Below are 13,780 nucleotides of genomic sequence, written 5' to 3' on the forward strand. Positions count from 1 at the left end.
GGATAATCCATACAGCCAATTCTTAATTACAGTAATGGCTGGTGTTAACCAGTTAGAGAGAGATCTTATCCGTATGCGTCAACGTGAAGGGATTGAGCTGGCTAAGAAAGAAGGAAAGTTTAAAGGTCGGATAAAGAAATATCATAAAAATCATGCGGGAATGAATTATGCAGTAAAGCTATATAAAGAAGGAAATATGACTGTAAATCAAATTTGTGAAATTACAAATGTGTCTAGGGCTTCATTATATAGAAAGCTATCGGAAGAGAACAAATAGTTCAGTCCTATTCCATTAATTGGCCAGATAATGTTATGTACTTTAAGTCTTATGCAGTTTGGTTATTTTGTTATTAGAATTGGGTACTCCAATTCTTTTTTTATGAATTTTTTTACTCATTCAAACAAACACTTGAATGAATTATTAAAAATGGTTATACTATATTCAAATAAACACTTGAATGATATTGGGGTGAGAATGTGATTAAGAAAGATACTTGTGAAATTTATTGTTACGACGAAGAAAAGGTCAATCGAATACAAGGTAATTTACAGACAGTAGATATTTCTAGTGTTGCCCAAATGTTAAAAGCTATTGCAGATGAAAATAGAGCAAAAATTACCTATGCTTTATGTCAAGATGACGAACTGTGTGTGTGTGATATAGCAAATATTATAGGTGTTACGGTTGCAAATGCCTCTCATCACCTGCGAACGCTCCATAAGCAAGGGATTGTTAAGTTTCGAAAAGAGGGAAAACTTGCATTTTATTCATTAGATGATGAGCATATCAGACAAATTATGATGATTGCATTGGCACATAAGAAAGAGGTGAAGATCAATGTCTAGTGGGAAAGCAAAACTGTCTGAAGAAGAAATGAAAGCCTATCGTGTTCAAGGATTTACTTGTACTAACTGTGCAGCCATTTTTGAAAATAATGTTAAAGAACTTCCCGGTGTTCAGGATGCGAAAGTAAATTTCGGAGCATCTAAAGTTTATGTTAAAGGGACGACAACCATTGAAGAATTAGAAAAAGCAGGAGCATTTGAAAATTTAAAAATTCGAGATGAAAAAGAACAAAGGGTAGAACGAGAACCTTTTTGGAAGCAGAAAGAAAACATTAAGGTATATATATCAGCTCTTTTACTTGTAGTTAGCTGGTTCTTAGGAGAGCAGTATGGTGAAGAGCATGTTCTACCGACAATTGGTTATGCAGCGTCCATTTTAATCGGTGGATATTCGTTATTCATTAAAGGTCTCAAAAATCTAAGCAGATTAAATTTCGATATGAATACGCTTATGACTATTGCAATTATAGGAGCTGCAATCATTGGTGAATGGGGTGAAGGGGCAACCGTTGTTATCCTATTTGCGATTAGTGAAGCATTAGAGCGTTATTCAATGGATAAAGCACGTCAATCTATTGAATCTTTAATGGATATTGCCCCAAAAGAAGCGTTAATTCGACGAGGCAATGAAGAAATGATGATTCATGTTGATGATATTCAAGTTGGAGACATCATGATTGTTAAGCCCGGTCAAAAGTTAGCAATGGATGGAATAGTGGTTAAAGGTACATCGACATTAAATCAGGCTGCGATTACAGGTGAAAGTGTTCCAGTAACGAAAACCACAAATGATGAAGTATTTGCAGGAACCTTGAATGAAGAAGGGTTACTTGAGGTTAAAGTAACAAAACGAGTTGAAGATACTACTCTTTCAAAAATCATTCACTTGGTAGAAGAAGCCCAAGCAGAACGGGCCCCTTCTCAAGCGTTTGTCGATAAATTTGCAAAATACTATACACCAGCTATTGTCATACTAGCTCTTTTAATTGCGGTAGTTCCACCATTATTTGGCGGAGACTGGAGCCAATGGATTTATCAAGGCTTAGCTGTATTAGTGGTTGGTTGTCCTTGTGCCTTAGTAGTCTCAACTCCAGTTGCTGTGGTTACAGCAATAGGAAATGCAGCGAAAAATGGTGTTTTAATTAAAGGTGGTATCCATTTAGAAGAAGCAGGACACTTAAAAGCGATAGCCTTTGATAAAACAGGAACATTAACCAAAGGGATTCCTGCTGTAACAGACATTGTGACATATGGTAGAAATGAAAATGAATTAATGACCATAACAGCAGCCATTGAAAAAGGATCACAGCACCCTCTTGCTTCAGCGATTATGCGAAAAGCAGAAGAAAATGGATTAAAATTCAACGAAGTAACAGTAGAGGATTTTCAATCCATTACAGGTAAAGGCGTTAAAGCCAAAATAAATAATGAAATGTATTATGTGGGAAGTCCAAATCTTTTTGAGGAATTACACGGAAGCATTTCAAGCGATAGGAAAGAAAAAATTGCCGATATGCAAACTCAAGGTAAAACGGTGATGGTGTTAGGAACAGAAAAAGAAATTCTTTCGTTTATTGCCGTAGCCGATGAAATGAGGGAATCGTCTAAAGAAGTTATCGGCAAGTTGAACAATATGGGAATCGAAACAGTGATGCTAACAGGCGATAACCAAAGAACGGCAACAGCCATCGGAAAACAAGTTGGTGTTTCGGATATTAAAGCTGACTTACTTCCAGAAGATAAGCTTAATTTTATTAAAGAACTTCGAGAAAAACATCAAAGTGTGGGGATGGTCGGAGATGGCGTGAATGATGCTCCAGCCCTTGCGGCATCTACCGTTGGTGTAGCAATGGGTGGTGCTGGAACTGATACAGCTTTAGAAACGGCTGACATCGCCTTAATGTCTGATGATTTGAGTAAATTGCCATATACAATAAAATTAAGCCGTAAGGCTTTAGCAATCATCAAGCAAAACATTACCTTCTCTTTGGCGATTAAATTAGTGGCATTACTTTTGGTCATGCCCGGTTGGTTAACACTTTGGATAGCTATATTTGCTGATATGGGAGCAACTTTACTTGTAACATTAAACAGTTTACGCTTATTGAAAATCAAAGAATAGGTTCTAAAATGGGCGTCAACTATCGGGTGCGATCATTGAAAACAATGTTATGCTTCAAAAGGGATATTAACAGGAAATATACAACTAAAGGACGCTTTAACTGAGCAACGGAAAAAGCCAAATTTCTCAATTGATGTTGAGAAATTTGGCTTTTTAGTATGGGAATTTCCTTAGCGTTGTAAATCCGCATTTTCCTGACGCTACCCCTACTAGTTAATTAAATACGAGCGTCAAAATACCTCCCCTTTATTTCAAATAATTCCAAAATTAGGATATATTATCCATTTTTATAATTTGATACATTTAAGAAAAGTGCTAATGTTCCTATTTTTTATGATTTGAAACTTTAGGCTATCGTTCTACTTACTAAGGACGAGCATATATTTGAAAGAGTATTGAGGAGGTAATTTTATGCGCGTTTCCGGAGTGACGGTACGTAAGCGATTAATTATTATTTTTATTTTTGGACTGGCCTTCTTTTTTATCATTGCCTTAAGGCTTGGGTATGTTCAATTTGTTCTAGGTGAAAATTTAACTAATCGTGCTTTAAACTCTTGGAGCAGGGATATTCCGTTTGAACCTAAAAGAGGAGAAATTACAGATCGTAATGGTGTAGCTTTAGCGACAAATATAAGTGCACCTACAGTTTTTGCTGTACCTAAACAGATTGGTGATCCAAACCACACAGCTGAAAAACTAGCAGCTACCTTAAATATTTCAAAGAATGAAGTGTATAAACTAATTACAAAGAATGAATCAAAAGTACGAATCTATCCGGGAGGTAGAAAAATTAGTAATTTAAAGGCAAAAGAAGTCAGTTCTTTAAATTTGCCAGGAATTTTCGTAGCAGAAGATAGCAAGAGGCATTATCCATATGGCTCATATCTTTCCCATGTCTTAGGATTTGCAGGTATTGATAACCAAGGATTGACTGGTCTTGAATTATATTACGATAAACAATTAAACGGAAAAGCAGGGCATGTCTCCTTTTTCTCAGACGCTCGTGGCAGAAGAATGCCATCCTTATCCGATAAATATGAAAAACCCAAAGATGGATATGACCTTCGTTTAACTATTGAAGCAAAAGTTCAAACGATTATAGAGAGAGAATTAGATATTGCTCAAGCAACTTACAATCCCGATGGGGCAATAGCTATAGCGATGAATCCAAATACTGGAGAAATCTTAGGGATGAGTAGTAGACCTGACTTTAATCCTGAGGAATATAAGCGCGTCTCACCTGAGATTTATAATCGAAATCTACCTGTATGGGCGCAATACGAACCAGGTTCTACATTTAAGATTATTACACTGGCTGCAGCACTTGAGGAAGGAAAAGTAGATTTAGAAAAAGATCATTTTCATGATCCAGGTTCAATTGAAGTAGCTGGACGTAAACTAAGATGTTGGAAAGCTGGGGGGCATGGTAGTCAAACCTTTTTAGAAGGGGTACAGAATTCTTGCAACCCTGGTTTTGTTATCTTAGGACAACGATTGGGCAAAGAAAAACTGTTTTCTTATATTAAAGATTTCGGATTTGGTGAAAAAACAGGAGTAGATCTTGCAGGCGAAGCTAAAGGAATCTTATTTTCACTTGATCGTGTTGGACCACTAGAACTAGCTACTACTGCCTTTGGACAAGGGGTATCCGTTACTCCAATTCAGCAAGTTGCTGCTGTTTCCGCAGCTATCAATGGTGGTTACTTATACGAACCCTATATTGCTAAAGAGCTAGTTAATCCATTAACTGGACAAGTAATAAGTAAACAAACACCAAAGTTAAAAAGAAAAGTGATTTCAAGTGAAACTTCAAAAAAAGTTCGACATGCACTTGAAAGTGTGGTCGCCCAGGGTACGGGTACAAAAGCTTTTGTAGATGGATACCGTGTAGGGGGTAAAACAGGGACTGCTCAAAAAGCAGAAGGTGGCGTTTACTTAAAAAATAATCATATTGTATCTTTCATTGGAATGGCTCCAGCCAATAAACCTGAAATAGTTGTTTACGTTGCTATTGATAATCCAAAGGATACTTTGCAGTTTGGAGGAGTTGTATCCGCACCTATAGTAAAAAATATTATTAAAGATAGTTTGCCTGCAATGGGGGTTCCAAAACAAAAAAAACAAATAGAAAAGAAGAAAATATGGACTGATCCTACTGAAGTAGTGGTCCCTAACTTAATAGGAAAAAAGACAAAAAACATTTCAAAACTTTTATACGATTTAAAGATCGAAACATCAGGTAAAGGAGACTATATCATTCAACAAGCTCCTCAACCTGGGGTGAAACTTGAATCCGGAAAAAAAATCCGTCTATTTTTAGGTCCTAAAAAAAATAGTAACTAAAATAAATTTACCAATATTTCATACTGTAAAACGAGTGCCAGAAGACCTCATATACCCGTGTACGTTGGGTGTGTGAGGTCTTCTGGCGTTTACGAGATTCACTAGATCAGCAGCAAGCCTTTACCCATAAGGAAAATTAGCGAAATCGAACCGTAACTAACATATAAATTGAGTATCCTTTGTGTTATCTATCCATTTACGCATACCATTACTATTTTTCTCTGCATATAAACATACATAAACTCACTTTCATCAAATCTTCTTCCATGTTATTAATTCCACCAAATAAACACATTTAGATGGATTCTTCTCCATGGTTTTATAGCTATAATCTATAAAATAAAATTACCCAAAACAGCCACTTCTAACTAAAAAAACAGCCCGGATCACCAGGTGTTCAAATGACCCCACACAGGCAACATCATCCTATGTGGGGTCATTTGATTTTCGGAGCTATAGCAAAGAAAAAACCTGGTGGTCCGGGCCTGTCATAGAAGGAAAACCTAGACTCGCATCCCCTTAAAATGAAAAACTAATCTATTCAACAGATATTAAAGACTTTTTAAACCCTCAATTAGCGATGTCTTCTCCAATATTCCACACCATAATCTAAAGCTATACAAATAAAGATACAACCGATTAAAACAATAGCCTCAATCAAAAGAATCCGCCCCTTATAAAATACGCTTACAATACTAGCAATTCATTTTCTTTCTACGCTAAAGGAGCTGCTTCCTTGTAGGCTTCCAGGAAAGTCTTATACACTCCTAACTGCTAGACTATAAACAGAGGAGGATAAAGACTGAAGTGTTAAGGCCATAGGAGCACTCCACACAAGAAATAAGAAAAAAAACAAGAGCCCCATAAAGGGGCAGGGACTACGTCCCCTTAATATAAAGAGACAGACCACTAGTAAACTTTTTCATCTATTTTTAACCTCTTTTAAAAGTTGTGCAATTCGTTGCTGGCTCAGTCCTAATTTAATACCTAGCTGCTTTTGAGTTGCATTAGGATACCTATCTAGAGCTTTCTGGAGTAGCCAGAGCTTGTCCTCTGTCTTTTCCTTTTGAGCTTTAATATAAGCATTACGAGGCTTCATTCCTTCTTTGCGTCGTTGCTCTCGTTTAGCCTCGGTGTTGCGTTTTCGCTTTTCATTGCGCCCAATAATTGTCTGCAGCTGCACCTGTTCGTCTTCCGTAATATCGAGCCATTCGATGATCTTAGCGTTCTTTAGGTTGTAGCCGGCTCCTGGATAGCCTTTTTCTTTGGCTACCGCGTTCGCCTCTTCGGTATTTTTGGCTTTCCATGCCTTCTCCGCACTCTTCGTAGCACGAATCACTTCTTTTTCAGCCAATGGTTCCGTGAACTGTGAGTTAAAGATTAACGTCTGCCTTAAAGCTTCTTCCGAATCTGCAACATAGCAACATTGCCAGTATCGATAGAGAAAGAGAATCGTCTCGCGGTATCCTTTTACATCATGATTTCGTAGTTCCACAAGCTTCACGAGATCAAGCAGACGCGCATGGTGTAAAGAGTATGTATTAAAAAGCCTTTCAACAGTCTTACGGCGTCCTCGTGTCTTTTTCTTTGGTTGAAGGTCTGGTAAGTATTCGTTTTGAATATCACGAAGTACATATCTATAATCATGACGGTATTGAACTTGGACAGCCTCTCCATTTTTGGAATTAATGCTGCCATCAAGACGGAATACACGTGCAGCATCCGTCGCTCGTGTGTCTCCTCCCATTGCTTTCAACTGTTGTACAAAATGATTTTGCACAGCTTGCCATAAGGGAAGTGCCTGATAAGGGACAGGATCAATCAGCCAGACGAGAACCACTCCCCGGCCGGAGAAGATAATAAGACTTGGTTCTGGAATACTTTGATTAAAAAACTCTAATTCTAGTTTTCCGATAATCCATTTCGGATCATAGTTTAAGAGATAACAATCTAAGTCCACGTATAACGAACGTAATTGGCGTATGAGTTCAATTTGTCGCTGAGGCTTATAAAAGGTATTCTGAGAGAAATAAACGTCCTCTCCGAGCCATTTTGAGAGTTTGAGAGCCAGTTTCTTCGGCTTCACGTGAAATTGCTGAAATCCTTTTTTTGTTTTCTTCGCAAGGGTTATGTAGCCATCGGCTTCATGATGATGAAACCATGCATGATATTTGGCGCGTTCGTAGGCGTTTAAATTTTCCATATAAAAATCCCTCCAGTAGTGGAAGGAATCGCATACTTTGTGATAGAATAACCACATAACAACATAAATATAGGTATACGATACCTTAGTATTTCGAGAGAATCCCAGGACCCGCCAAAGTCAGAGGGATTTTTCTCGTTTCTAGGACTAATTCTATCAAACTTTTAGTTTCCCTGCTGTAACTATATGAAAAAGCCCCCATTAGCTTGGGGGCTTTTTCATATAATCAAACATCCTGTTCATCCATTTTAAGTCTTTTTATAATTAAAAAAGCATTAACACATTGGTATATAGAAATTAAATTAAAGAGCAAGCTAATTGAATAATCATAGAGAAACGATAAACCTAAACTTATAAATGCACTGATAAAAAGATTCCAGACTTGAAGTTTTTGTATACAGCGAAAGGACCACCAAAGATTAAGAATGAAAACAACAACGGCTAATACTTTTACCAGTTCTATATTAAAATCCATACTAATCCTCCTTATTCTCTTTAGGTGTTATGGCTGGTGGAACACCATAAAATTCTGGCACATCCCCTTCAACAAAAAGATCTCCTAATTTTATTGTTGAGGTGATTTTAGCTTCTTCAGAAGAAAATGGAATGACAATTTGAGTATTTACTTCAACATCCAAAAATACCTCTAGATACGTATTATTTATTCCAGATTCTTTTATTTTCGTCTCGACCTTTGATGTTACATCGCCCACGATCGTCATTTTAACAGGGATTTTAGGTCCAAAGTTCGCAAGAAGTGAGTTGTTGGTAGAAAGACCTAACGGTATATAATAAACCGTACCCGGGATATAATTTTTTTTATTTTCGCTATTAACATCTGCTTGATGACTAGCCTGCTCAAGATTCTTATGAATACGCTCCGTAGTAGTTGCTAATATTTTGCTATATATTTTAGGATTAAAACTAACTAAAGATTTACCAGTGTTTTTTTGATGGAAAACTACAAGGTCGTCCATTTCAGAGGGTTTAACAATTTCTTCTGAAATAGCATTATTTATTGCTTCTGAAGCAATTTTTTTTGCCTCAGTATTCGCTATGTCCATTAATGTAGGTTTTATGTTATTGTCGACTAACCATAAAGCTTGTAAAGTAAATAGATTAAAAAGAATAAAAGAAATTAATAAAACATATTTAAACGGCAATGGACCCTTTCTTGTCGGAATTCGCCTTCTTTTAAAATGCATATAAAACCCTCCTAGAGTTAAAATATGCGCATTCTCTAATAAAAAGAAACAGCAATACTTAAACTATATCTGACACCTCATACAAATGAGTTTAGATATGGAACAAATAAAATAAATCCCGAATACCAAATATATCCGGGATTTAAAAATTTATTTTTTAATCATAAAATTTTACCGTTACAACATCATGATCAATAAGAGTTAGATCAAATTGTACTTTATTACCCGAAGATAGGCCGGAAAATTCAATGACAGCCTTACCAGAGGAATTAAACCCTGTTGCTTTTGTATCTCTCCATACACCATTAACATACATTGCAGCTCCAACACTGTTTGAATCAGCAGCACCTGTTATTTCAAGTTTGAAATTCCCACCATCAGTAGCTGTATAAACATCTGTCAGTACATTCCCATTAGACGGAATAGCAATATACTCTGTACCTTTAAGCTGCCATCCAGTAGCCGCAAAAGCGTTTGAAGGCATTAACAAAGCCACTAATACTAGTAACGTAATACCAAACTTTTTAATCTTCAATCTACGCACCACTTTCCATTAATTTTTACAGCCCACTTACTTATGTAAATAAATTGAACTGGTATATCTAGATATATTAATGCTTGTCCTTTTATATGTGCATTCAAAATAGATGTATTGGCTTTGGATAACTAACTCTGGTGAAATAAATTCATGCTAGTATTTTTCAATTGACGGTCATCTCACTTTTTTCTTGTAAGATTAATATCCATGTCTATTCCTAATTTTGCTTTTATTTCATGACGGACGGCTCTCGTAATTCTCGGTTTAATCTGTTTAAAAAGTTTCTGTTCCTCGATGATCTCTATTTTAAGAGACTCAGGTGGATTCTCTACTTCAATGGACATAAAATTACTTTTATACCCATTCTCTTTTAAAATCTTGTTTGCGACAGCAAAGATCTGATTAGTTAACCGAGTTTCTTGTTTTTCTTCTTTGCTCATAATAGGTTCTCTATCCGTCCCTGCTGTTGTACTGAAGTACGTGATTACAAGGAATGAAAGAACGCCAAATAAAACAACAAAAATAATAACTTTCCACGTTCCCTTCATTTGATTACCTCCGAACACAATCCTTTTTATACTATACGCTTGTACTATAGAGATAGACCTGGACTACTTGTTGTATTGAATTTCTAAAAAATGTACCCTAAAAGAGGAAAGCTAAAGTACTTCATTGAAACTATAAATATATATATTAATCATGTTTAACAAGCTTTATAAAGTTCTATACTTTAGCTTGAAGTGAAGGGAGTTTTATACTTGAAAGAAGAAGTGCAATACACATCTGGCGACATAGCTAAAGATCTCGGACTCAGTAAAACAACAGTACTCAACTATATAAAAGAGTTTCATTTGGAAGTAAGAAAGAACCCTAACAACGGTTATCGCTATTTTACAGTTGAAGATCTACAGCAACTGAGAGATATACATAAGCTTTGTCAAAAAAACGGCAAAGAACAGGCGTTAAAGGAATGGAACTTATCTACGAGAACCCCAATAGACATGGGGGAAGCACTCGAGTCTGTAATGAAGAAGTATAAAGAGGAAGAACAAACCCTAAAACAAGCTTTAAACAGACAAGAACAGATTAATCAGGCACTAGTTAGCGAAGTCGCACAACTAAAAAGTATGGTTCAAGGTATCAGTTCTACCAGTCGTCAGGACATAGAAGAAGTCTTTTTGGACCGTTTTCCGTCTGTCATGAAAGAAGTACTACAAGAGAAGGATCAAAAGATTGATGAGTTGAAACAAAAGTTAGAAGATGTAGAGAAGCTTATGAAGAATGACCGGGATGCAATATTACTAAAGGTTCTTCGAGAGACACAAGAAACCAAAAAAGAGATAGCTGCCATGAAAGAAGAACCAAAAGAAAAGTCAGGTTTTTTCTCACGTCTATTCGGAAAGTAAAGACCACTGACACATTAAATCCATACTAATGTCCATATAAACGCCATCAGCAACACGTTTTTCCTGACAAACATCTAAAAAAAGCGTAAGCTAACAGAGACTTCTCTCTTTTTTATAAATAAGACCAAACAAAACCAAGGATCTACAGATCCTTGGTTTTGTTATGCATTCTTACATATTCTATGTTATTATTGTATATACGTATATACAATATAACCCGTTTAACCATTTTACATTATGGACATAACATATAAGGAGGAAATCCAATAATGGGTATGGTGAAAGAGATGGAAATGGAACGTAAAGTGACGAAGGTAGGAAATAGCTTAGGAATCAACATGACCGAAGCTCTTAGAAAAATTGGAGCTATACAAGGTGATTTGTTAGCTGTAGAAGTAGATGGCGATGTGATAAAGATTACGAAGAGACAGCAGAAGGTTTCTCTTCCCGAAGGATTAAGCCCTGATTTCTTTGATGTGCTTAACAGCACCTTGAACGAGTACGATGAAACCATTAAAGGATTAAAAGATAGATAATGAATGTCGTTCGATATTTAACGGAAACGGAGATTGTAGCCATCAATTTATATCTCATTAAGAAATACAGTCCGAGTGAAAAAGAAGGAGTAAAAATTCCTTCTCTGCTAAATTCAGCTGTTCACAGACCGCAACAGTCCGCCTTTTTAGAAGACAGATACGGCTCTTTGTTTGAAAAAGCTGCAGCTCTCTTTGATTCACTTGCTAAAAATCACGCTTTTCATAACGGGAATAAACGAACGGCGTTTGTTTCTATGGTTCAGTTTCTAAAATACAACGGTTATCGTTTAACGGCTCCTCAAAAAGCAGCTGAAGACTTCACGGTTGATGTTGTTAACCACGTATACTCTTTTGAAGAGATCACAGCCTGGATTGAAACCAATAGTCGGCCCATAGGCTGATACCGCATAAAGAGCCTTTTTTTATAATGAAGGCTCTTTATGCGGCATATACTTTTTGCTAAATACATTATATAGAAATGATTTGTGTTTATATAGGGATAACTCCAACTTTTTAACACATTTCCCACGCTAAGGCTGGAACCCTTGGTATTAGAGACCATTCCCTTAAATGGTCGTTTTAGGGAGTTGTGAATAACAACGATCTGATAGTTAAAAACTACTTATTTCTGTTCCCTTAATCCATCCCTAAAAATAATTGTCTTTTTATAAGGTTATTTACCTTAGAGGAACTCAGCTTAAAGTAAGGAAAAACCTCATTCTACTACCAAAAAATGTCTCAACGTGGGTTTTACGTCAAAATGTTGGTGGGACCCCTAAAATAGTCTTTCGTTTCAAAAACAAAAGAACACCATCTTCTTGGAAATGGCGTTCTTTTTATATTTATGATAAATCTATTATCTGTGCGGAAGGTGCATGGACCTTAACTACATTTATTCCATTTTCACAACTCTGTTTAGTCGTATAAGTTTCACTCGTAGCAATTATCTGGGCGTTACTTGCTTTTAAAACAAAATAGTATTGATAGTTCGAGCTAGTTTTTATCTCGTATGCACCAATAACAGCATACCGTTTAACACTGTCTACTCCGTTAAGACAGTTTTGTTTTGTCGTATACATTTCACTTGTAATGATAGTTTCTCCGTTAACCGCCTTAAAAACAAAAAAATATTGATAATTCAAACTCCTTTTAATCTCGAACCTCGCTGCCATTCTATCTCTCCTTTTTTAATTACATTTATTTCTATTTATAGAATATCAGATAGTTGCAAAATACACAAACAAACGTTCTGTTTCAATTCCCGTAAATTACTAATGGAACGCTCCAAATTTATATTATATTACTGATTGATTTTACTTTGTAATCGTCTCTTTACTTAATTATGTACACGCCGATAACACATTGGGGGGGGAATTCCATGGAAAAGATACTAATCATTGTCTCAAGTATTTATGCGATTGTTTCTATCTTTTACACCTTGTCTCTAAGGTTAGAACAATTTGAATGGATTATTAAGCGTAAAAACAGAGTTAAGGTCGTTTCTTCTAGGGTTAAAAATAATCTTTCGAAAGAGATACAAAAGCTTAAGAATCCAAATGCTTATAAGAAGTTACTATACATAAATTCAAAAGTGCACCTTTTAATTATTGCTACTATATTAGCTCTTGGATATATCACTCTCGTACCACCAAGTAATAACATCATATTAAAGTTGCTTGCATTAATATGTATTTGTATTCTTTTATATGGATTAGCATTATATTTTAATCACCTTTCAAAAGATACTTTTGAAAACTTTTCTTTTTATATCTTAAAAATCTTTATTATCATGACATTTTCATTAGCTTTTGTAACTAACTCTTTAGAGTTTGGTGGAAACCTTTTATTTTTAGGTTTTAGTATTTTGTTTCCCTTAATTTATTCATTTATTTTAATGAAGAGTGTAATGGATCATTTTAAGTCTATTCTTTTTCAGCTTTTTAACTTTATCTTTATTTTGGGTATGGTTTTGTTTTTTTGGGGACTTTTATTCGGATCCTATTACCTTACTAACAATGTAGTATATCAACTTTTCAATGAAAGAGAGTACGATCAGTTAATGAATCACGGTGATGACAGCCAGATAATCTTTTTGGTTTATAAAGGGTTAAGTCCGTTTTATGCTTTCCCGGCATCCATCAACATTGAACAGCCTCTTTCCTATGTCCCTTTTATTGAGTTTATCGTTGGCTATATTTTTAATGCTGCCTTCGTTGGATTTTTCATTTCTTACCTTGTGTCTAAATTGATTATACGTGAACAAGAAAAAACAGAAACCACTCAAGAGTCGTAACTCCTGGGTGGTTTCTTCTCTTTATTGGTGCGTTTTATACTCGACTTCTCTCTCCCCTTGAGGTGTAACGAGAGTTTCTTCAGAAACTTGATACTTCATAGACGTCCTCCTACATCGTCAAATGTATGAAAATAGATAGTACCTTACATTCGAATCCTTTAAAATAGGGGTCCCGTCAGGAAAATGCGGATTTACAACGCTAAGCACATTTTCGAGACGATTCCCCCATTTTAACAACGTTAAGAAAATTTCAATGGTCTTAAAGAATCTAACGAGACTATTTTCTCG

Annotated in this window: 14 protein-coding genes; 8 read left to right on the forward strand and 6 right to left on the reverse strand. The window is 35.8% G+C overall.

Translation table 11 applies throughout. The annotated features are described in order from the left end of the window. From IHV10_RS22490 to IHV10_RS22505, 4 genes are all read left to right on the forward strand, one after another. On the forward strand, positions 1-277 hold a 277-nt coding region (locus tag IHV10_RS22490), incomplete at its 5' end, for a helix-turn-helix domain-containing protein (protein ID WP_197134869.1). A 200-nt stretch (positions 278-477) separates the two neighbouring features. Continuing rightward, complete coding sequence (locus IHV10_RS22495; RefSeq protein ID WP_017474136.1) at positions 478-846, forward strand: ArsR/SmtB family transcription factor; 369 nt, start codon at positions 478-480, stop codon at positions 844-846. Further along, the gene (locus tag IHV10_RS22500) at positions 839-2,968 is read left to right on the forward strand and encodes a heavy metal translocating P-type ATPase (RefSeq protein WP_017474135.1); all 2,130 of its coding nucleotides are present in this window, start codon (positions 839-841) and stop codon (positions 2,966-2,968) included. The genes IHV10_RS22495 and IHV10_RS22500 overlap by 8 nt, the downstream gene beginning before the upstream one ends. A 411-nt stretch (positions 2,969-3,379) precedes the next feature. Next, positions 3,380-5,311 carry a stage V sporulation protein D gene (locus IHV10_RS22505; RefSeq protein ID WP_197134872.1) on the forward strand — a complete coding sequence of 644 codons (1,932 nt, stop codon included), beginning with the start codon at positions 3,380-3,382 and terminating at the stop codon, positions 5,309-5,311. A 922-nt stretch (positions 5,312-6,233) separates the two neighbouring features. Here the strand turns inward: IHV10_RS22505 and IHV10_RS22510 are convergent. The 5 genes from IHV10_RS22510 to IHV10_RS22530 form a co-directional block, all read right to left on the reverse strand. Next, a complete protein-coding gene (locus IHV10_RS22510; RefSeq protein WP_163103541.1) occupies positions 6,234-7,514 on the reverse strand; it encodes a phage tail tape measure protein in 1,281 nt (426 codons plus the stop codon). A 226-nt stretch (positions 7,515-7,740) separates the two neighbouring features. After that, a complete protein-coding gene (locus IHV10_RS22515; RefSeq protein ID WP_197134874.1) occupies positions 7,741-7,989 on the reverse strand; it encodes a hypothetical protein in 249 nt (82 codons plus the stop codon). 1 nt (position 7,990) lies between these two features. Further along, on the reverse strand, positions 7,991-8,719 hold the full coding sequence (yunB, locus tag IHV10_RS22520) for a sporulation protein YunB (RefSeq protein ID WP_197134877.1): 729 nt from the start codon (positions 8,717-8,719) through the stop codon (positions 7,991-7,993). Positions 8,720-8,876: 157 nt separating this feature from the next. Then, positions 8,877-9,254: a hypothetical protein gene (locus IHV10_RS22525; RefSeq protein ID WP_197134881.1), complete on the reverse strand. Its 378-nt coding sequence runs from the start codon at positions 9,252-9,254 to the stop codon at positions 8,877-8,879. Positions 9,255-9,436: 182 nt separating this feature from the next. Next, on the reverse strand, positions 9,437-9,805 hold the full coding sequence (locus tag IHV10_RS22530) for a hypothetical protein (protein WP_197134885.1): 369 nt from the start codon (positions 9,803-9,805) through the stop codon (positions 9,437-9,439). A 210-nt stretch (positions 9,806-10,015) separates the two neighbouring features. On the opposite strand from IHV10_RS22530, the gene IHV10_RS22535 reads away from it, so the two are divergent. From IHV10_RS22535 to IHV10_RS22545, 3 genes are all read left to right on the forward strand, one after another. Continuing rightward, positions 10,016-10,663, forward strand: coding sequence for a MerR family transcriptional regulator (locus IHV10_RS22535; RefSeq protein ID WP_197134887.1), 648 nt, complete (start codon positions 10,016-10,018; stop codon positions 10,661-10,663). A 269-nt stretch (positions 10,664-10,932) separates the two neighbouring features. Further along, positions 10,933-11,199, forward strand: coding sequence for an AbrB/MazE/SpoVT family DNA-binding domain-containing protein (locus IHV10_RS22540; protein ID WP_370568867.1), 267 nt, complete (start codon positions 10,933-10,935; stop codon positions 11,197-11,199). After that, the gene (locus tag IHV10_RS22545) at positions 11,199-11,600 is read left to right on the forward strand and encodes a type II toxin-antitoxin system death-on-curing family toxin (protein WP_197134889.1); all 402 of its coding nucleotides are present in this window, start codon (positions 11,199-11,201) and stop codon (positions 11,598-11,600) included. The genes IHV10_RS22540 and IHV10_RS22545 overlap by 1 nt, the downstream gene beginning before the upstream one ends. Positions 11,601-12,041: 441 nt before the next feature. Here the strand turns inward: IHV10_RS22545 and IHV10_RS22550 are convergent, their stop codons facing one another. Further along, entirely contained in the window at positions 12,042-12,371 is a 330-nt protein-coding gene (locus IHV10_RS22550; protein WP_231619665.1) for a YegP family protein, read from the reverse strand. 206 nt (positions 12,372-12,577) lie between these two features. Between IHV10_RS22550 and IHV10_RS22555 the strand changes: the two genes are divergently transcribed. Further along, entirely contained in the window at positions 12,578-13,492 is a 915-nt protein-coding gene (locus IHV10_RS22555; protein ID WP_197134891.1) for a hypothetical protein, read from the forward strand. Positions 13,493-13,780: the final 288 nt, after the last annotated feature.

Source organism: Fictibacillus sp. 5RED26 (assembly GCF_015903895.1).
GTDB classification, from domain to species: Bacteria; Bacillota; Bacilli; order Bacillales; family Fictibacillaceae; genus Fictibacillus; species Fictibacillus phosphorivorans.